Here is a 20,426-nt window from a genome sequence, read left to right on the forward strand (position 1 = left end):
GGGAGACGCATGCAGATAAATGCAGACCAATTATCTCATATTCGTGTTATCAGTGAATGGCATGATTTTGAAAATATCAAAATAGAGTGGAATAGACTGCTTAAACAGTCTGATGCTGACAATATATTCCTGACCTGGGAGTGGATAAACTGCTGGCGTAACAGCCGTAAGTCACTTATTAAACCGCTAATTATCGTGATTGAACAAGCAGGTGAGATTGTCGGCATTGCTCCCTTTTATATTCAGCAGTATCAACTTGCTCATCTGCTCTCCTATAACGCCTTGAGGTTTGCCGGAGATCAGGCAATCGGCTCTGAATATTCCAATTTTATTGTTGATCGGGATAACAGTACAGTGATTAAAGCCAGGTTATGGCGTCACCTGCTTTCTCCTGAAGTTAAGACTCTTTGGGACTTTATATGGTTTACTAATATTGCGGCCTGGAGTGAGGGAGGAAAAACGCTTCTGCAGTCGTTAACGGAAGTAAAATCACTTCATTATAATCAACGGCTTGTTGAGTTTTCTCAGGTACCGTTAGAGCAGTTTAGAACTGGTATTTTACCTAAGCTGTCGAAAAGCCTGCGCACTAATATCCGTCAAACCAGCAGGCGTCTTGATAAACTCGGGACGTGGCAGACTACTATCAATGATCCGGACAGTGGTATACCTCAGCAGCTCGATAAGCTGTTTAGCTTACATAATCAACATTGGTCGCATGCAGGGTCAAGCGGTTCCTTTCAGCGCCGTCCTGAGTTAGTCGCCTTTTACCGCTTATTTGTGCCGCTGGCATTAAATAAAGGCTGGCTGCGTTTATTTAGCTTAGAAAGTAATAATGAGATACAGGCCATGCAGCTGGGTTATGTTTATAACAATGACTTTCTGGCGCTTCAGGAGGGGTATAACCCTAAATTTCTGCCGGGAAGCGGGCAGGTTTTACGTTACTCTGCATTTTCATACTGTCGGCAGGAAAAGTTAAGCTGTTATGATTTTCTCGGTGAATATAGCGATCATAAACGCCGCTGGCTTGCCGAAAAAAAGCTCGGCGTTAATCTTTTTATCTGGCAGAGTAAAGCTTTGAATCTGCCGTTTTATATTAAAAAAATATGGCCGACCGGCCGTTATCTAAAACCCTGCAGCTGCAAATAATCACCAGTTTATAATGGTTTTAAACTGCTGCTCGCCTGTCGTGCTGCCTTTGACGATTAAAGTTGTTATAGGCTCTTTTTGATGATAACCGCGGCTTATCCAGCCTAATGAGGGCTTATGGACATCTTCTTCGTTTTTTCCCGTCACCGCTGACAGTTGTAAATTTTCGGGTAGACAAATGGTTATGTTTTCTTCAGCCAGGGTTAGGGTGCAGATATGGCCGTTAATTGTTATATCGTTACAGTACTCTGAAAGATGAAAGTAGATTGCTATATCGTGCTGCCCTTGGGTATAGATTTTATCAGTAATCTGTAACTGTTTTTTCTGTGAATTCAGTTCGAGACTACGCTGGTGAATAGCGGGGGAGGGCAGGCGCTGATAACCGTTATGCTGACCGGTGACTTTTCCACCACAGCTGTTAGGCTTCCAAAGTAAACAGCTGGCTTGAGCATGCTGCTCCCACATAAACGGGCCGGTCATAACTGACTGATCCTGGCCGTCAATTTCAAGGGTATTATGCGCCCTGGTTTTTCTAAAATGTGACCGCCACTGCGGAAAGCTGTAATAATCATAAGTACCGCTGTCGATCAGCAGATCTTTGCCGTTAATGCGCATAACAAAGCTCAATGCATCGGCATGGCCGTGAGCTGCAATGGATGTATACCCCAGTTCTGAACAGTCGAACAAAATACTGACCTGGTCTTGTTCAGTCTGTTTACCAGCCTGTAAAAGAGAATAACCGGACTCATTGAACTGATGTGATATTAAGTTTTTAGTCTGCTCGGGCAGCATTTTCTGACGATGAGCATTTCTCTGGTTAAATAACCAGAAGGCTGTTTCGCTGGGCTGCTGACAGCCTGTAGTGAATATCTGTTTATCATAAAGGTGAGATGCAATATCGCAGAGAGTGTTAATATTATGGACATGATCACCAAGATCCAGAGCGTAACCGTCATCCTGATCACCCAGCATCGGGTAATTTTCACCACCCTGAGCAACTCTGGCAATAAACTCGGCAATTTTGTTTAGGGTGTTGTGATAAGCGCTTGAAAAGTTCTCCTGCCGCCATTGTCCAGCCAGCGAGGATATTAAGTACAGCTGAAAAACAAAAAACTGATAACCGAATCCGTGCTCTCTGGAGCAGCCGTCTGCAAAAGTCTGCGCCTGTATTTCAGCTTCTAATACCGCTTTACTTTTAATGCGCCAGGCTGGTGCATCTTTGAGCATCGAAAAATAACTTGAAGCGATGTAAACACCGGCCGCTTCGCCTACTAGGTGATTATTTGCAGAAGAGCCTTGAGAAAACTTTGCACTTATATCACGACAGTGCAGAAAAACATTATTTAATACTCGTCTCTTAAACTGACCGCTAAATAACCCAGAGTCTTGAATTAAATCAATCGCCCATACCCAGTTAATAAGTCTGATTCCCAGCTCAAGAGGATTACACCAGTTCATACCGTACCCATACGGGTTGTTATCTAACCAGCTGCTTAACTGATCTCTAACCGCTTGCGCATATTTTAACTGTCCGCTTATTTTGTAAGCACGAGCGAGAACAACAAACTGATGATGGCGGTTTGGTTCCCACACCAGTTTGCAGTCGCCGTTAACCGCGATGTCGCGGTAATTTACTGCCATAATATGTTTACGGCTGGTTGGCCGGCCTGCTGCATGATCTTTATGCCAGTTGACAGGTGATTCCAGGTGATGTTCCTGCAGATCGAAAAAACTGAGCCGATGGTCAATAATATAATCGGCTTTATAAAGCAGGGGAGCTCGCCATATAGCATTAAATTCTTTGATATCTCCAACAAAGACTTTAAAAGCCGGTTTAAACTCTGCATCAGGATTATAGTCAGCCTGGAATTGAGCCTCAGGAATTTGTTTGAACTGTACACGTAGTCGTTCAAGAAGCGCTTTAGCTAATAATCTTAAACGCCAGATTATTTCTTTATATGACATGGTATTAAGACGCTTTATATACCAAAAGGCGCTTTGCATAAGGGCTTCCTATATTTTTGGGGAAGGGACTGTTGAGTGACTGATAAACTCAGAAGAAAAGTCACTTATTATCTGCAGTGCATGACTTTGCTCCTGGTTATGGTAGTCAAATGCGATTGCTACGAGCGTTGCGCCCGGGCTGCCTTTTATTGTGGCAATGGTTTCATTCCATTTCGAGCGTCTTTTATCTGCGCTAAAGTGTCCGTCGTTTACATACCAGTAGGCAATTAGCCGTGAACGTTTTGTATCTCGGCGAAGTCTGATTAAGTTGACTTTGTTGAGTACCGGGTTCTGCTTGATCGTTAATATCTCCTGCCCCGCAGATACCCAGCGATTTTCATTAAATAGACTGTTTTCTACAAAGATCATCTCTTTTCCTTGATGCTGGCGCACATAATTAGCCAGATAAACTTGAATTAGCATCTCCCCTTGGGAAAAGTAGAAAAACTGTTCTGAACTTGCTCCAGTTGAGGTGGGTGACCAGTTAGGACTGGCCGCATTAACCTGACCGAGTTGTTTATAGCTGCTTATCGCCGGTAATGTAAATTGATAGTCAGAATCAAAGCGGGAGGAAATATATAAAAAAGCACTCGTGAAGAACAGGACAATGGCGGATACCAATAATAAGTAACGTGTATTGAGAACTGGCTGTGCATTCTGCTCTACGGACTGAGTTGAGTTATCCACTGCGGGTTCATTAAAATTGGCTTGCCCGATAAGGATAAGAGGAAAAATACCGGCGGCAAAAACAAACCAGCCGAAGGTTAAATGATCTTGTACGATAAAGTGCTGCATATGGGTCTGGCTGCCGACAATAATAATAACTGTTATGCGGATCCAGTTAGCAATGATGGCGATACTTACTGCAAGTATCAGAAAGCCTAACCCTGCTTTATAAGTTAAATTATTAAATTGAGTAACAAAAGCTGCATATAAAGCCGAGACTAAAAAGAAACCAAGGCCTGAGCACGCTTCTTCGACGCTAAATATACCGCCCGGTGTAATAAGGCGGTAACCTTCTCTAATTATTTCGAACCCGAGCAGATTAACGCTATGAAAACTTACCGTAGTTGAAATATCCCGTAACGGCAGCTGCAGGACATTCCATATTGGTAACGTTAAAGCTAATATCAGCAGCGGCAAAAATAAAGTCTTAATAATTTTATAACCGTAAACCGATGTTAACAAAGCGGTTATGATAAGAAATACGCTCAGTTGTTGTAACTGACCTATGCTGGCAAGGTTTGCAGCAAAAAGTAACAGGCAGCTGCAGATAACGAACAGAAGTGTAACCGGGTTGAAGCTATAACGCCTGAAAATATCCCGTTTTAACCAGAAGCAGTACATGCTTAGGCCGAAACCTAACAGTCCGTGGTTATAGGGACCTACGCTCCACCATTCAGCTGTCAGTTCAGAAACCACCGATGGATTAGCCGCTAGAACCAACACAATATTGAATGCAAAAAATGAAGTTAATTTTTTCCGGTCACTAAAAACCATATTAAGTATCCTTAAAATAACTTAAATGAGTGTATACCCATGTTACTTCAAGATGCAAAGTCAGCAAGGCAAATTGTGCCGAGATGCTAGGCATAAAATTGAACCTTTCGAGCGATTAACTTCGTTAATCCTCTTTCGGTAGAATTAAAATAAATACTTTAATTCTTTTATAGTTACTCTACATAGAGGTTTTATAACAACGCAGATTGGTGCAAGTTGCCTTGCCCTACGGGGCACTAGCTCGAAAACCAGCTCTGCGTTGCAACAATCGAAAAGTGAATAACAATTACCTCATGTTGTGCCTTGCTCTGGTGTCCGAGCTAGCGCCTGGCAAAGCATCTTGAGGCAGCATGGGCATAGCTCCTTTAAGCAAACAAAAAAACTTACTGTGTTTGCTATCTGCTTAATTTTTTGCAGGTACAGGCAGATAATTGCTCACTGGCTTCTATAAATAAGCAAGTGATTAGTTAAAGTGACAAATCTTATCTATGATTATGTTCTTAATATCTTTTTTTATTTCTTTACTGTCGATCGTATTTTGCTTACGGAGAAAAGTTTATGCCCGTATTGAACAAACCGTCTGCTCCGCTCTCTCCCTTGCCAGTGTTTAATGTTACCCAGAAATATGTCACGTTATTTGGTATTAAGGTTCACGCGCTCAGTGAATCTGATGCACTGGATAATATTGATGCGGCTGTCAGAGAAAAAAAATCACTGCATATCGGCATGCTGAACGCAGCAAAAATAGTCAATATGAAACGCAGCCCGGATCTTAACCTTGATGTTCAATCATCGAATATGATTCTTGCTGACGGCAGTTCATTAGTGGCGGCGAGTAAGCTGCTCAAGCATAAATTACCTGAGCGGATCGCAGGTATTGATTTAATGCACGCTATCTTGAGGCGGGGCAGTGACAGGGGGTATAAAGTCTTCTGTCTCGGTGCCACTCCCGATATTTCCGCTAAAACAGAAATTGAAATTCGCAGGCAGTATCCGGGAATTATTATCGCTGGTTGTCAGCATGGATATTTTTCTGATGATCAGGAGGAAAGTGTTGCACGGCAGATTGCTGATTCCCAGGCTGATGTGTTATTTGTTGCAATTACTTCGCCAAAAAAAGAGCAGTTTATGGCCCGCTGGAATGAAACTATGCGGGTGCCTGTTGTACATGGTGTAGGTGGTTCATTTGATGTATTAGCTGGAAAAGTAACTCGTGCGCCGCTGCTGTGGCAGAAGTATGGAATGGAGTGGTTATATCGGGTGAAGCAGGAACCGAGACGTTTATGGAAACGCTATTTAGTTACGAATACGTTATTTATTGTTCTATTAGCCAAAGAAATGATTTTTCCCAGTAAATCTCGTTAGTTTTATAGTATCGAACTAAGCTTAATAAAATTATCTGCTTTATTGTTCTGTAAGTTATAGAAAGTAGTGAATTTTGTATTTTTATTCTTCGATTGTTTATAAACGATGGGGAATTTTTTTATGTAAATATTAAGCGTGTTTTCTTTTAATTTACCTATTTAGTTATGGTTGATAGGCAAACAGGAAAAATTAAGTCGTATTATTATGGATAATAAAAAACAAACCTTGATTTATTTAGCTGCCGCCAGTCATTCCGGTTCAACTATGCTGGCAATGCTGCTTGGTGCTCATCCTGATTTATGCAGTGTAGGTGAATTAAAAGCAGCTCATTTAGGGGATAAAGACAGTTATTTATGTTCCTGTAAAAGCCTGCTGGCAGAATGTGAATTCTGGCGGGGAGTCAGTGAAAAAATGGCATCCAGAGGGCAGCCGTTTTGCATATTCGATGCAGGTACAGATATTCGTTCTAACGCGAGTCCTTATGTTCGTTTTTTATTAAAACCTCTGGTGCGTCACCATTTTGCAGAATGGATCCGCGATGCTTTATTAAATATGTCGCCGGTCTGGCGAAAACAGTTAGTCAAGCTTCAGCAGCGTAATGCTGATTATGTTTGTGCTATTGCACAACAAGCCGGAGTTGAAGCTGTTGTTGACTCATCTAAGACAGGTATCCGCCTTAAATATCTGCTTAAGAATAAAAATCTGGATATTAAAGTTGTGTGGATTGTGCGCGATGGAAGAGGGGTCTCGTTAGCATATAAAAACCCTTCTGAATATGCTGATGCGAAAGAACCTGAATTTCGCGGAGGCGGTGCAAAGAAAACACAGGAGCAAGGAAGAAATATCGCTGCAGGAGCTCATGAATGGCTGCGCTGCAATCAGGAAACCGAGGCTGTATTAGCGACGATGGCTGAGGATAAATGGATTAAAGTGTTTTATGAGGATCTTTGTGGCAATACTGAGGTTGAACTCAATCGAATATTTGAATTTATCGGGGTTAACCCCGGCAAAAAACGAATGGACTTTAAAGCGGTAGAACATCATGTTCTGGGCAACGGTATGCGCTTTGACTCGAGCAGTCTAATAACACTTGATGATCGCTGGAAAACAGAACTTACGCGGGTTGAAATAAATGAATTTGATCAGGCTGCCGGCGATTATAATAAATCTGTCGGTTACTCTTCTGACGAAAGAAGGTTATGAAAAAAAGAAGTTCTCCTGTAACGGATGTCGATTTAAGCGGCAAAAATAGAATCGTTAGAAATACCTTAATCAGCTGGGCGAGTCATCTGGTTCTGGTCGTTTCTGGTTTTATTATGCCTCGCTTAATGCATGAGTATATAGGTCAGGTGCAGCTGGGAATCTGGGATTTCTGCTGGGCATTAATTTCATACCTGTCTTTAATTGGTTTAGGGATCGGAGCAAGTTCAAATAGATATGTTGCAAAATATAACGCAGAACATAAAACCGAAGAGCTTAGTAAACTTATCAGCTCTACTATAGCCATCGAAATTTTTATTTCTCTTACCATTTTTCTGGGGACTTTAACGGTTGTTTATACCATGCCGCTATTTTTTGCTGAAGAATTAGGTGAAAACGTACTTAAAACTCAATCGGTTATGTTTTATTTAGGCCTTAGTCTGGCGATCACCACGCTGTTTTCTATCAGCCGCGGATTATTAACCGGTCATCACAGATGGGATTTACATAATGCCTTAACGGCAGGTTTCAGCGTGTTGTCACTGGTCATTATGATGACCATGTTAATGTCTGGTTTTGGCCTTGTTGGGATGGCGCAGGGATATTTAGCTTCAACGGTTATTATTGAAGTGATCCGCATTCTATTTGCCTCTCAATATACTAAACAAATTCACATATCACCTTCTAATATATCCAAAGCACTATGCTGGGAGCTTTTAGGTTTTAGCGCTAAAGGAAAGCTGGCTGTACTGCCTCCAGTGGTTTTACTACAGTCGGTTAATATTCTCATTGTAAATGCATTCGGCCCGGCGGTTTTGGCGGTGTTTGCCAGGCCGCTTGCATTAACCCGGCATATATCAACTTTTATGGTTAAATTTACTATGATATTAACGCCGACGGCCGGCGCTATGTTAAGTGAAGATAAAGCGGAAGAATTGAAGTCATTTTTTCTAACGACGACTAAATTCAGTTTTGCTTTTACTCTGCCGCTGGTGATCGCTCTGGCTATTTTCGGCGACATCGTTGTCGCATTCTGGATGGGGGAAGATTATGCAAACTGGCTTCTGATAGCGGTTTTATCCCTGGGAGCTTTATTACCGACGGCACAAGACAGCTCCCTGCGTATTATGATTGCTAAAAATATTCATGGAAAAATATCTGTTTATATGAGCCTGATTGTGCTGCTGACTTTTTTTATTCTTTATCTGTTATTTATTGAAAATAATTTTAATCTTATTACTGCTGCGTGTTTATTAATTATTCCGTCAAATTTGGCTTATGGTTTTGCATTACCTTTGTATGCCTGTAAAAAACTGTCCATCCCCGTACGAAGCTATTTAAGTAAAGCAGTGTTAAAACCCGTTATTGCTGTTCTTCCCTATGCCGCTCTGCTGTGTCTGGCGAAATATTTCTACTTACAGTATGCATATTTGTATTCAGTGCTGTTTCTTGTTTTTGCCTGTTTGTCTCTGGCTTTCTTATATAGTGTTTTACTGCTCAATAAATCTGAAAAAAATCATTTGTGGAATAAGATTCGTTGATTCACTGGAAAGGAATTGAGAATGAATATATCTTTGCGAAAATACCCCTATCCCTACCAGGCTATGCTGGCACTCTGCAGTGATTTGGATGAAACGCCGAATAAAGATATTTACTTTGAAACAGCGCGCTATTTGAATACCACTGAGCAGACTCTATTAGGGAAAGGTGTCGGCCTGGAAGTTGGTAATACTATCTACTTTGATATGCCTGAAAATCAATTTTCTTATACTAATACGGATCAAGACGGCCGGGAAAAAATACATCATTTGATTGATTCTGGTCATATTGACTGTCTGCACTCTTTTGGCGATTTTGTTAACTCCAGGGAGCGTATTAAGCAGTGCTGGGCGGATCTGCAGAAAGGCCCGCGTAAGATTGAAGTTTGGATTGACCATGCTCAGGCTCCCACGAATTTAGATGACGGTATTATGCAGGGAAAGGGTGCGGTTGTCGGGGGAAATGCATTTCATACTGATCTTACGATAAAACCAGGGGGGCTGCATTTTATCTGGAAAGGACGGGTCACGAGTATAGCTTCACAGAATGTAAAGCGAAGCTACCGTAGTCTGTTTAATGTTCGAGAACCTTATAAATCGGGGAAAACGATTTTAATCGAGTTTGTCAAAGGCTGGTTTGCACGTTTAGGCAGTGTTAAATATGCGATGCATAAAGACAATAGAGTATTAAGAAAAACTCAGCTTGTGGATGGTACCCCTGTACAGGAGTTTATGCGTTGTAATCCGTCATGGGGCGGTGTTTCTGTGTTTGATTCTGCCCGTGGTATCCATAACGTATTAACCGAATTAGTGTTAAACACGCTGGTGGAAAATGAAGGCTGCAGTGTTCTGTATAGTCATTTGGGAAAAGTATTCAGCGTCGAACAGGCTTTTCAGAAAAAAACTCAAGATGCATTTGAGTTATTAGCGGCTTACCAGGAAAACAGGTTGATTTTAACTGCTACAACCCGAAGATTATTAGGGTATTGTCGCAGCTTTGAAGAATTAAGCTTTATAGTTAAGTCTGTCGGGGATGAGGTTCAGATACATTTGTCCAGTGCTTATAACGGGCAGGATCTTTACGGGCTGACCTGGTATGCCGATGACCCTGAAAAAGTAAGTTTGTACATAAATGGAGAGTACTACGCAAATTTACAAACTAACCCGGCCGACAATAGCGGTAGAAAAAGTGTTTCTATTGCATGGCTGCCTTTAGTGTTTCCTGATATTAAAAGCCAGCTTTAAGTCTGAGGTACTTTATGTATAAAGTTAAAATTCTATTCGCTCGTTTAACTATTTTTATTTTGTACTGCCTGATTTTCTTATTTGCACTGCTGCCGAAAAAGAAAGCCAAAAAACACGGGCATATAATTGTTCTAACGGGCACTTTTTATTCAAAAAACTGGATTGATGCTCATCTTATCCCGATCGTAACCTGCTCAAGCGTCCACCATGTGTATATTGTTGCAAATAATGTTAATTACAGTGTAGAGGGGCTGACGGTTGTTAAATCCCCTGAGCTGCTGACAAAATACTGCGGTGATACCCTTGCTCGTTTAATCTCTTTTTTTATCTGTTCGGTGCGCATGAAACCAGATTATATCGGCGGATTTCATATTCTTTTTAATGCATCTTTAGCAGTTTTGTTTGCCAAAATACTGAGATGCCGTTCAATCTATTTCTGTGTCGGCGGTATTACCGAAACGCTGGCCGCTGGAAAAACAGAAAATCGATTTTTTAAATTTCTGGACGGTAAAGACAAGTTTTTAACCTTGTATATCTGCCGTATTGCGGCCGCTGCAGACCGTATAATAACAATGGGTAACGGAGCTAAATTATTTTTACAGGAAGCCGGTGTGCATGCTGCGAACATACATGTTATCTCGGGGGCAATTGATCATAATAAATTTTACCCCTGCGTGGTTCAAAATGGTAAAAAATATGATCTGGTTTTAACGGCACGGTTGTCTAAGGTGAAGCAGGTTAATCTGTTTCTGGATGTTATTAATAAAATCCAATACCAAAAGCCGGATTGTAAAGCATTGGTGATTGGTGACGGACCGTTATTAAATGATTTAAAGTCTTACGCAGATTCTTTGAATGTCTCCGCTATGGTCGATTTTGCCGGACATCAGGATGATGTGCTGAGCTGGCTGCATCAGTCGAAAATATATGTATTAACTTCCAGATCTGAAGGGCTGGCACTGTCCATGCTGGAAGGTTTAAAAACAGGGCTGCCTGCGGTTGTACCGAATGTCGGGGATTTATCTGATGTGCTGATTAGCGGTTACAACGGTTTTTTAATTGAAAATCATTCCGTTGAGGATTTTGCGCGACAGATCTTGTATCTGCTTAATGATGAAAAACTCCTAAATGAGTATTCTCATAATGCGCTTGCATCGACTAAGCGTTTCGATATTGAGTGTGTTCAGACGCAATGGCTTAATGTTTTTCAAGAACCGGGGAGCTGAAATGAAAAAAGCCTTTTCAAGAAAAAATCTATGGGAAGTTATGCCTTCTCCTGTTAAGAAACTTGCCTCGATAGTGTTGTCTCGGATCCCTTTAGAGTATTTAATCGGCCGGAAATTTAGAGAAACGACCAGGCTGATTCACTGTGCTGAAAAGTGGACAAGAGCTGAGGTTGATACCTACCATTTAAAAAAACTGCAGGAGCAGGTGTCTAATGCTTATAATAAATGCCCAGCGTATCGTAAATTATATGATGACGCCGGAATAGATATTTCCTCTCTGCACAAGCTCGATGATTTTAAAAAACTGCCCTTAATTGATAAGGCTTTTATTAATGAAAATATTGATGATCTTCTTCTAGTTGATAAAAATAATTCTGATGTTGATTATGTGACTACCGGTGGCACAAGCGGTATTCCTTTAACTTTTTATATCAATGCTGGACGCTCTCAGATTGAATATGCATATTTAGTGGACGCCTGGAAAAAAGCCGGCTTTAAATTAGGAGATAGTAAAGCGGTGTTCCGCGGGCGGGTAACCGGGACTAAAAACAGCTTAAATTACAGTTTTGACCCTGTTTTTAATGAGCACTATTATAGTAATTTTCATATGAGTGATAGTGATATGAGAGCTTATATTGAACATATCAAGTCATTAAAATCCTGTTATTTACACGTCTACCCGTCATCCGTTTATCAGTTAGCCCGCTTTATAAAAAGAGAAAAAATTACCATTGATAATGTAAAAGGCATTTTAGCGGAGTCTGAAAATGTTTATCCGGAGCAGAGAGTTTTTGTTGAGTCTGTATTTCACTGTCGTTACTTCTCATCTTATGGACACACTGAAAAATTAGTGGCCGCCGGTGAGTGTGAGTTTTGTTGTGATTATCACGTTTGGCCGACCTATGGATATTTTGAGTTAATTGATGAGCAGGGAGAAGTTATCACTGAAAAGGGTAAAACCGGGCAGATAGTCGGCAGTGGTTTTATGAATACCGTTATGCCGTTTATTCGTTATAAAACTGGAGATTTTGCCGAGTATGTCGGTGATTTTTGTGAGCAATGTAAGCGCAATCATTTGATTGTTAAAAATATACGCGGACATAGAGTGCAGGAATATCTGGTTGCATCAGATAATAGTTTAATCTCATGGACAGCGGTAAACATGCACGATGATACTTTTGACCATGTTATGCAGTATCAGTTTTATCAGGATACTCCCGGATACTCTGTGATCAAAGTGGTTGCTGACCATTTGTTCTCAGAGCAGCAGAAGCTGCGTATTGAAGAAAATATTGCCGTCAAACTAAAGGGGAGAGTAAAGGTAAAAGTCGAAGTTGTTGAGACAATTCCTTTGACCGGCAGAGGCAAATCTATTTTTGTTGACCAAAAGATCCCCCTTTAAATACTTCTAAATTGCGAGCATCTGGCTGTAAACCATTTATAACGGAAATGTGCAGGGAGAAATTTTCTTATTATGTTCGTAGTTAAGTTTATGAATAAGTTAGCTGGTATTGGTGTGGGGCCCGAGGAAAATAAAAATGGAGCAGATACAATGTTAAAATTGTATCTGCTCCGTTAGTTCTGAGCTACTGTATATTACTGCAGTATAATCTGCACGTTGCCGGGTTTTTCTGGAATAATAATATTAGAGTTAGTGCCCTGTTGTTCAAAAGGACCAATATCAACCGAGGAGCCGAGTACTCTTTCTTGCCTTAGAAAATCACGATCTATTGGTACATTATTGTTTAGCAGCTCTGAGAGTGTGGTTGACAGTTCTGGATACATGTCTTTCCCGAAATCCCATAGCAGGCTGTTATCATATCCCTCAACTGATATCTGCTCTAAATCTATTTGAGTGACATCAACTGGGCCGGAAAAGTTTGTACTGACTTCACTTGTTGTCCCTGCATTTAGGTGCGCATCTAAATTCAGAGTCGTGGTAAAGTTGGTTTTATTGAGCTGCAGGCTCATTTCATCAGTGCCGAAAAAGTTATTGGAAATTAAAAGCTCCGGCGCTCTTTGATGGTGCTCTGACCATATCTGATAGCCCTGACCTGTCGTATGGTTGGCATCCACTTTTAAAATAATATTGTTTTTGATATCTGTCATGCCGAATGTTGAGGATATATTAATTCCATTAGGCGTATTAAATATTAAGTTATTATAGATGTATCTTTCCTGGGCTCCCTGGATATGAATTCCGGCACTTTCCCAGGCCGAGGAAGTACCTACCGGGCTTTCTGTATGGATGTTATAGATTACATTTCCTATTATATATACTTTGATATCAGTATCTTCTATTGCATTTGTGCTCGGTATTCTGATGCCGTATTCAGTATCATGGATTTTGTTGTTAATCATCCATAAGCCGTTTGGTTCATACTGACCGCCCATCGCTTTGGCCGGTGACCAGGGAGTGCTGATAATGTTATGCACATAGTTACTAGAAAAGACTACATTAGATGCGTATTTCACCCACATTCCAGACTGCCTGACATTATAAAACTCGTTATCCCCTACATATATATTATGGGAAGCTGTACGTGGAGGCATTGCATTTATCTGCAGACCGGGACCCGATGCATTGAAACCTTTATTCTTTAATATCCAGACATACGAGGTATATCCTGAAACACCAATACAGGTAGCATCAACATCATTGGGGTTATATATATCGCCTAAATCTCTAATCACATTATTATACAAAGCAATATTAGAGGTTGAGCTGTTCTGATGGCCCACTGCGGATAACAGGGCAATATTACCGGTTAGCGGATCGCCGATAAACTCGCTGTCTCTTACTACTATATTGGTCGCACCATAACCTTCTGACATTGATCCGATCTGTATAGATGATTTATTCTGCACTAGCATATTGGAGATGAATAAGTTTGAGCCGTAAGCGAGGGCTTTATATTTCTCGAACGAACCCTCTTTTCCTGGTGCGCTGGTTATCCATACCGGCCCTTTGCTGCCTGCTGCCCATGCATCTGCTGTCCCCGCTGAATTCATCTTAATAACGCCGCCGAGTGAATTAGCGTATCTGCCGTCAATTTCAATATAGCTCCCGGCTGGAATAGGGAATGGGATCGTTCTTCTCGGACTGAGTGGTGTGCCATACTGGTGGCTGTCGCTGCCGGTGGTGAAATTTATATAGTAGTAACCATTAGTTTCAGATACTGGGTTAGCAGTCCAGCTTTCTGGTCTTGGTGGAGGAGTTTGTTCAAAGTTGAGTGGGGATTCGGGTATGCCTATTGGAACCTGGTATGCGCTTATGATTTGGGACGAAAAGAGCAGAAAAAATAGGACTATTGAGTATGTGGCTTTCCTTGGGTATAAATTCATTATTTATCCTTAAATGCATTAAATGCATTAGATGCATTAAATGCTTAAATGCATTAACACACTATAAGTAATTGATTTTACATTTAGGTCCTTTCTCCTAGGCGAGAAAGTTGTTCCGTACTTGCTAGCAGTATAGTTAACGATCTACTTCGCGGCTAACAAAAGGTCGAGTAAAGTTGTAGTTGTTAAAATTTAGATGTTGAGACTAGAATAAGTCAGATGTTTCTAATTCAAATATAACTAACTGATAATATTAAGCCAGATTTTATACTAAGATAAATTAATAAATAATTTACGTTTTAAATCAACGGGCTGCTGGTTTCTGCTGTGGAAGCGCAGAAGTATCCCGTGTATTTATTGGGGGGAGCCTTTGATCCGGATAACTTTATTAACACTTCTAATTGCATATTTAAGTGTTTATGCCTGGAAAGACTGGTTTCGGACTGCCTGCTGGCTGGTGCTGTTAATGGCTGTATTTCAGCACCCGGATATGCCTAAATCAGTTGCTGATATTCCAGGTTTAAATCATTGGAACTTTTTATTTCTAAATGTGGTTTTCTCCTGGTTAATCAATAGAAATAAACAGAACCTTACTTGGGAAATGCCTCTGCATATTAATACCATCCTGATTTTTTATTACTTTTTTATTTTTATCGGTGTGCTGCGTTATTTCGATGATATGACCGGGATCAGTGATCTGCACGCTGTATACGGCTGGAAAAGTATGGAGGGGCTGACTGCGGTAAATGAATATTTAATTAACTGCGTTAAGTGGGTGGTCCCCGCTATGATTATATTTGACGGTTGTAGAAATCGTCAGCAGTATAATTATGCTGTTATTATGCTGAGTCTAATGTTTGTTTTTCTTGCTCTGCAGGTAATAAAGGCGATGACGTTTGGTTCTTTAGTTATTACTGGTGACGCTTTACAAAGAAAGGCTATTAAGGTTATTTCAGGTAATGTCGGTTTTCATCGTGTCAATATATCTATGATCATGAGCGGCGCTTTCTGGGCTGTATTTTGTTTAAAAGAGCTGGTAAGCGTTAAAAAATTTCTTTTTATAATTATTCCTGCTTGTGTCTCAATTTTCCTGGCGATGGCGATGACAGGAGGCCGGATGGGATATATAACCTGGCTCGTTTTAGGATTTATACTTTGCGCTTTTAGGTGGCGTAAGTTTCTTCTTCTAGCACCGCTTTTAATTGCTGCGGTACTTGTTTTTGCGCCTTCTACCATCGATCGCTTAATGCAGGGAGTGGCGCCGCAAACTGAAGAGCTGGCCCCTGCAAATTTTGAAAAAGAGGGAATTGATACCTACACTATAACATCGGGAAGAGTTATCGGCTGGCCCATAGTCTGGCACTATATTACAGAGTCCCCTTTTTTAGGGTACGGACGTGAGGCTATGCAGAATACCGGTATTACAATGAAGATAATGGTTGAATATGGTGAAGGCGAGGTATTTTCGCACCCGCATAATGCTTACCTGGAATGGACTCTTGATAATGGTTTTATTGGTGCACTCCCGGTGTTTTTATTTTATTTTTTAATTTTAAAGTATTCCTGGTCCCTGTTTAAAGAAAAGCAGTTTGATATATATGTGGTAACTGGAGGGCTTTGTTTTGCGCTGGTTTTTGCATTTCTATTTGCATCGACCGGAAGCCAGACTTTTTATCCTCGAGAAGGCGCTGTAGGTATGTGGGTAGCGATTGCTTTGATGTTACGTGTTTATATCGAAAGAGAGAAACTTAGAAAAGGTTTCAAAAGTGAGTTGATAGGCTGAGCTGCTGTAGTTAACAGCCACAGCCGTTTCGGGAACCATTTCCCAGTATCGGCACCTCAACTGCAGGGCGAACATTTTGATGATCCTAATTCCATAGCAGTAGATTGTTTCTTTATATGTTTGAATAAAATGGCCGGCAGAAGCTGCTTGTAAGCTCAACAATTGAAGGTAACTAGTCTTAAATAATGAAGCATTTGATAAAGAAAATAATACTTAAAAGCTTATCTATGTTGGGAGTTTTGCGGTATTTACATTTCAGGAAGCGAAATCAGATCACAGTATTAATGCTGCACGGTGTGATGGCGAAACATGAGAATGTGATATGGGAGCCCTTAAGATCACAGCTTTGTCCTGCTGAGTTAGATCGCATACTTAGGGTACTATCTGATTATTATCATTTTATCAGCATTGAACAGTGCATTGATATGCTTGATGGAAAAATCCCGATGCAGGAGCATAGTTTACTGATAACCTTTGACGATGGTTACCGGAATAATATTGACTACGCTTTGCCCGTTTGTGAGCGTTTTAATATTAAACCTGTTCTGTTTGTTTCAACCTGTCATATAGATTCAGCACAGCCCTTTTGGTTTGATCGCTTAGATTATGCGCTGCAGCAGAATATGGGCGGGCAGATATCACTTGAGCATGACGGACGGGTGTATAAATTTGACGGGAGTTCACGTGAAAAATTAACCCTGAGTTATCAGCGTTTCCGCAACCGCTGTAAGCAGACATTTGATGATGATAATCAGATTAATAAATTATTCAGTGCACTCTGTGAAGAGTTGGAGAAACGTTCTAATAAAGCGCTCAGTGATATTTGTAAAGATGATGACTGGTCAGCTATTGCGACATGGCCGCAGTTGCGTGATTGTGTAAAAAACGGCAGGCTGGATATTGCCAGTCATACTGTAAACCACTGGCGTTTAGACCGTCTCTCAGAAGAGCTAATTACTTCCCAGTTAGTCGATTCAAAAAATCGTATTGAACAGGAAATTGAAACGCAATGCCGTTATTTCTGTTACCCGAACGGTAGTTATAATGAGCTGGCTATTAGTCTGATAAAACAAACAGGTTACAGGGCTGCTTTTTCTACAGATGTTGGACTGTGTCGCTCTGGCGATGATTTAATGACTTTAAAACGTTTTAGTTTTCCTGTCGGCAGAGAAAAATTCGAAATAGTTTATCTGCTTACAAGCTGAGCCGTTATGGCAAACGGTCTACTAAAAAGTAGAGCAAAGAAATTTTTATTAATCCAGCAGAAACTCAAGGTCGAAAATAATTATGCTGAGTATATGTCTTGTTGCACATTTCGCTTATGGTGCGGTTACTGGTGGTAATCAGGGATCCTTTGGTGGTGTTGAAAGACAAACGACTCTTATGGCTAAATGGTTAGCCGCAAAAGGCCATAAAGTCTCATTATTAACCTGGGCTGAAGGGCAGGATAAAGATGAGGTTATTGCCGGTATTAATGTTATTAAGATTTGTCGTCAGGACTCGGGGGTAGCGGGAATACGTTTTTTTCATCCCCGCTGGTCGGGATTGAACGCTGCAATGAAAAGAGCCGATGCTGACCTGTATTACCAAAACTGTGGTGAATATGTTACTGGACAGGTTGCGCTCTGGTGTAAATTTAATAAGAAAAAATTTATTTACTCTCTGGCTAGCGATGCCGATGCCGATCCGAGTTTTCCGGTGATGCATACCCTTAGAGAACGGGTTCTGTATAAGTACGGGCTGCTGCATGCCGATAAAGTTATTACGCAGACAAAAACTCAGATGGCTTTATTGGAAAATGCTTTTAATCTGGAGTCTATTGTTTTACCTATGCCCTGTTACGGACCCAAGCAGAGCGAGTATGCCCCTTTAAATTTTCCCGCTGATAAACCAACCGTTCTCTGGGCTGCTCGTTTTCATAAGTGTAAACGTCTTGAGTTATTTCTCGAAGCCGCTGCTGATATACCTGAATACAATTTCTTAGTTGCAGGAAGTCCTAGCAATGATGATACTTATTCACAAGAACTGCAGGCCCAAATGGATAGCTTAGATAACGTATCCTCTCTGGGGATGGTTGCTCGTAGTGATATGCCGGCGCTGTATAGATCCAGCACGATCTTTTGTTGTTCTTCAGAATATGAAGGTTTCCCTAATACATTTTTAGAGGCCTGGAGCCAGGGGCTGCCGGTAATTTCTACTTTCGATCCGGATGATTTGATAAAAGATAAAAAATTAGGTGTCAGCGTAACAGATAAAGACGATCTGGTTTCTGCTTTGCGCTGCTTATGTTCGAACCGTGAGCAGTGGGAAGAATATTCAGCGAATGCAAGAGGCTATTATCAAAGAAATCATGCAGTGGATCAGGCTATGGAACAGTTTGAAACGATTTTTATTCATTTGCTTGCAGATAAAAAAGGAAGGCGTTGATGAAAAAGATTAAATTAGCATTTGTTACCCAGTTTCCTGCCGATACAAATCTTCCATTAGGTGGTGTAGAAGCTGTCAGTCTTAATTTAGTTCGTTCTTTAGCTGCTTATCCGGAACTGGATATACAAGTAATTACCTTGTGTGCGGGCACAGCAGAAACCACTCTGGAAAGCTGGAATAATACAACGATTCATCGCCTGCCGAAACCTAAGGGCAGCGAATTACTTAATGCGTTAAGTAAGAGTAAAGTGCTTATTTGTGATTATCTGCATAAGTTAAAACCAGACATTATTCATGCTCATGATACCTATGGAATTATGGTAAACAGCTTATCTATACCTAAAGTTTTTACTGTACACGGTTTTATTTATGGCGATACTTTATTTTCCAACGGCCGTTTCAAATGGTTAAGATCAAAACTATGGGAACATGTTGAAAAAAGCAGCTGGGCTAAGCAGCCGAATATTATTTCAATTAGCCCGTATGTGAGGGAGAGGGTTTCTTTGTTTTCGCCGGCTGCTGTTTATGATATTGATAATCCTATCTCTGATCACTTTTTCACCTTGGAGCGTAAAGAGAAAAAAGGAACAATTTTTACTTCAGCAGTTATTTGTCCGCGTAAGAATACGTTAATTTTAGTTAAAGCGGTCGCACTGCTGGTTAAGGCTGGTTACGATGTTGAACTTAGGGTGGCCGGCAGTGTGAGCGATCAGCATTATGCGCAGGAAATGAATGAGTGGATTGTTGAGCATGATCTGGTCAAACATATCAAATTACTCGGCAGAATATCAACACAGAGAGTTATGGAGGAGCTGCAGTCTGCCGCTGTTTATGCCTTAGCTTCATTTGAAGAAAATTCACCTATGGGCATTGAAGAAGCAATGGCCGCGGGGATCCCTGTTGTGACCTCTAACCGCTGCGGTATGCCGTATATGGTTAGAAACAATGAAACAGGGTATTTAATAAATCCGTTTGATGAAAATAACATTGCTGATAAATTCCGACGAATTTTAGATGATGATAATTTAAGCCTGGCTATGGGGAAAAAAGCGAAAGAGTTAGCTTTAGATTTGTATCATTCAGAGAATGTCGCTCGACGGACATATGCCGTTTATCAGGATCTGCTTGATAATTAGATCTGCCTCCAAAGTCTCTGCTTAAAAATACTAGTTAAAAAACCATTGTGGCAGGACTTTAAACGAGTGTATTACGCTTAAAAAGGCTGATTTTCAGCATATTAAAGTCGGGTTTCTACTGATGTAGTAACCTCATTTGTGAAACTTAATACTGTTAAACGCTGTTGAGTTTCTGGCTGTTGAAAAGAACACGTCAGATTTAGTTGTAGTGATTTTTTTTTGCTTTATTGGCGTTATTTTCCGCTGTTCAGGCATGTTATTACGGTCACTCAAGAATGTTTTCAGAGCTTATATTGACAGATATTTCTTAGTCTCTAGAGAAAAATTTGTATTTATTTAAAAAAAATTTCAAGCTGAATTCTTTTTATTTAAATTTAGAAAGTCGCCAGCCTCTAATCTATTTTATTGTTTCAATTCACTAAATTTAATTACACGATAAAAAGAATTTTTTCCTAATGAATTACCTGGCAATATCGGGCCGTTTTGTCCTCTCTGGTGATTTGTGTTTGCC

The 20,426-nt window shown here is 40.6% G+C and carries 14 protein-coding genes; 11 read left to right on the forward strand and 3 right to left on the reverse strand.

The features are described 5' to 3' along the window. Positions 1-9 precede the first annotated feature (9 nt). Positions 10-1,146, forward strand: coding sequence for a GNAT family N-acetyltransferase (locus G327_RS0105365; RefSeq protein WP_019613733.1), 1,137 nt, complete (start codon positions 10-12; stop codon positions 1,144-1,146). Here G327_RS0105365 and G327_RS0105370 read toward each other — a convergent pair whose 3' ends face one another. Both G327_RS0105370 and G327_RS0105375 read right to left on the reverse strand, forming a co-directional pair. Beyond that, on the reverse strand, positions 1,147-3,150 hold the full coding sequence (locus G327_RS0105370) for an alginate lyase family protein (RefSeq protein ID WP_019613734.1): 2,004 nt from the start codon (positions 3,148-3,150) through the stop codon (positions 1,147-1,149). Between the two features lie 9 nt (positions 3,151-3,159). Next, positions 3,160-4,650: an exosortase C-terminal domain/associated protein EpsI gene (locus tag G327_RS0105375; protein ID WP_019613735.1), complete on the reverse strand. Its 1,491-nt coding sequence runs from the start codon at positions 4,648-4,650 to the stop codon at positions 3,160-3,162. A gap of 558 nt (positions 4,651-5,208) precedes the next feature. Here G327_RS0105375 and G327_RS0105380 point away from each other — a divergent pair. The 6 genes from G327_RS0105380 to G327_RS0105405 all read left to right on the forward strand — a co-directional run bounded on the left by G327_RS0105380 (position 5,209) and on the right by G327_RS0105405 (position 12,626). Continuing rightward, positions 5,209-6,015, forward strand: a complete 807-nt coding sequence (locus G327_RS0105380) for a WecB/TagA/CpsF family glycosyltransferase (protein ID WP_019613736.1) — start codon at positions 5,209-5,211, stop codon at positions 6,013-6,015. 204 nt (positions 6,016-6,219) lie between these two features. Continuing rightward, positions 6,220-7,218 (forward strand): sulfotransferase, encoded by a 999-nt coding sequence (locus G327_RS0105385; RefSeq protein WP_019613737.1) that lies wholly within the window; start codon positions 6,220-6,222, stop codon positions 7,216-7,218. Next, positions 7,215-8,756: an oligosaccharide flippase family protein gene (locus G327_RS0105390; RefSeq protein ID WP_019613738.1), complete on the forward strand. Its 1,542-nt coding sequence runs from the start codon at positions 7,215-7,217 to the stop codon at positions 8,754-8,756. The genes G327_RS0105385 and G327_RS0105390 overlap by 4 nt, the downstream gene beginning before the upstream one ends. A 21-nt stretch (positions 8,757-8,777) precedes the next feature. Further along, positions 8,778-9,998 (forward strand): hypothetical protein, encoded by a 1,221-nt coding sequence (locus tag G327_RS0105395; protein ID WP_019613739.1) that lies wholly within the window; start codon positions 8,778-8,780, stop codon positions 9,996-9,998. 14 nt (positions 9,999-10,012) lie between these two features. Then, the gene (locus G327_RS0105400) at positions 10,013-11,224 is read left to right on the forward strand and encodes a glycosyltransferase family 4 protein (RefSeq protein WP_019613740.1); all 1,212 of its coding nucleotides are present in this window, start codon (positions 10,013-10,015) and stop codon (positions 11,222-11,224) included. 1 nt (position 11,225) lies between these two features. Then, positions 11,226-12,626 carry a phenylacetate--CoA ligase family protein gene (locus tag G327_RS0105405; protein WP_019613741.1) on the forward strand — a complete coding sequence of 467 codons (1,401 nt, stop codon included), beginning with the start codon at positions 11,226-11,228 and terminating at the stop codon, positions 12,624-12,626. A 194-nt stretch (positions 12,627-12,820) separates the two neighbouring features. On the opposite strand, the gene G327_RS0105415 is transcribed toward G327_RS0105405, so the two are convergent. Next, complete coding sequence (locus G327_RS0105415) at positions 12,821-14,569, reverse strand: right-handed parallel beta-helix repeat-containing protein (RefSeq protein WP_157601002.1); 1,749 nt, start codon at positions 14,567-14,569, stop codon at positions 12,821-12,823. Positions 14,570-14,939: 370 nt separating this feature from the next. Between G327_RS0105415 and G327_RS0105420 the strand changes: the two genes are divergently transcribed. From G327_RS0105420 to G327_RS0105435, 4 genes are all read left to right on the forward strand, one after another. After that, complete coding sequence (locus tag G327_RS0105420; protein ID WP_019613744.1) at positions 14,940-16,352, forward strand: O-antigen ligase family protein; 1,413 nt, start codon at positions 14,940-14,942, stop codon at positions 16,350-16,352. A gap of 299 nt (positions 16,353-16,651) precedes the next feature. Beyond that, positions 16,652-17,557: a polysaccharide deacetylase family protein gene (locus tag G327_RS0105425; RefSeq protein WP_245542676.1), complete on the forward strand. Its 906-nt coding sequence runs from the start codon at positions 16,652-16,654 to the stop codon at positions 17,555-17,557. A gap of 82 nt (positions 17,558-17,639) precedes the next feature. Further along, a complete protein-coding gene (locus G327_RS0105430; RefSeq protein WP_019613746.1) occupies positions 17,640-18,779 on the forward strand; it encodes a glycosyltransferase family 4 protein in 1,140 nt (379 codons plus the stop codon). After that, positions 18,779-19,915: a glycosyltransferase family 4 protein gene (locus tag G327_RS0105435; RefSeq protein WP_019613747.1), complete on the forward strand. Its 1,137-nt coding sequence runs from the start codon at positions 18,779-18,781 to the stop codon at positions 19,913-19,915. The genes G327_RS0105430 and G327_RS0105435 overlap by 1 nt, the downstream gene beginning before the upstream one ends. Positions 19,916-20,426: the final 511 nt, after the last annotated feature.

It is taken from the genome of Psychromonas ossibalaenae ATCC BAA-1528 (assembly GCF_000381745.1).
Taxonomy (GTDB): Bacteria; Pseudomonadota; Gammaproteobacteria; order Enterobacterales; family Psychromonadaceae; genus Psychromonas; species Psychromonas ossibalaenae.

Bases quoted from the DNA above. Each gene is read 5' to 3' on its own strand.
- G327_RS0105385 (WP_019613737.1), top strand. From the start codon at position 6,220: ATGGATAATAAAAAACAAACCTTGATTTATTTAGCTGCCGCCAGTCAT.
- G327_RS0105380 (WP_019613736.1), top strand. From the start codon at position 5,209: ATGCCCGTATTGAACAAACCGTCTGCTCCGCTCTCTCCCTTGCCAGTG.
- G327_RS0105415 (WP_157601002.1), bottom strand. From the start codon at position 14,569: ATGAATTTATACCCAAGGAAAGCCACATACTCAATAGTCCTATTTTTT.
- G327_RS0105400 (WP_019613740.1), top strand. From the start codon at position 10,013: ATGTATAAAGTTAAAATTCTATTCGCTCGTTTAACTATTTTTATTTTG.
- G327_RS0105370 (WP_019613734.1), bottom strand. From the start codon at position 3,150: ATGCAAAGCGCCTTTTGGTATATAAAGCGTCTTAATACCATGTCATAT.
- G327_RS0105430 (WP_019613746.1), top strand. From the start codon at position 17,640: ATGCTGAGTATATGTCTTGTTGCACATTTCGCTTATGGTGCGGTTACT.
- G327_RS0105390 (WP_019613738.1), top strand. From the start codon at position 7,215: ATGAAAAAAAGAAGTTCTCCTGTAACGGATGTCGATTTAAGCGGCAAA.
- G327_RS0105365 (WP_019613733.1), top strand. From the start codon at position 10: ATGCAGATAAATGCAGACCAATTATCTCATATTCGTGTTATCAGTGAA.
- G327_RS0105425 (WP_245542676.1), top strand. From the start codon at position 16,652: ATGGCGAAACATGAGAATGTGATATGGGAGCCCTTAAGATCACAGCTT.
- G327_RS0105375 (WP_019613735.1), bottom strand. From the start codon at position 4,650: ATGGTTTTTAGTGACCGGAAAAAATTAACTTCATTTTTTGCATTCAAT.
- G327_RS0105395 (WP_019613739.1), top strand. From the start codon at position 8,778: ATGAATATATCTTTGCGAAAATACCCCTATCCCTACCAGGCTATGCTG.
- G327_RS0105435 (WP_019613747.1), top strand. From the start codon at position 18,779: ATGAAAAAGATTAAATTAGCATTTGTTACCCAGTTTCCTGCCGATACA.
- G327_RS0105405 (WP_019613741.1), top strand. From the start codon at position 11,226: ATGAAAAAAGCCTTTTCAAGAAAAAATCTATGGGAAGTTATGCCTTCT.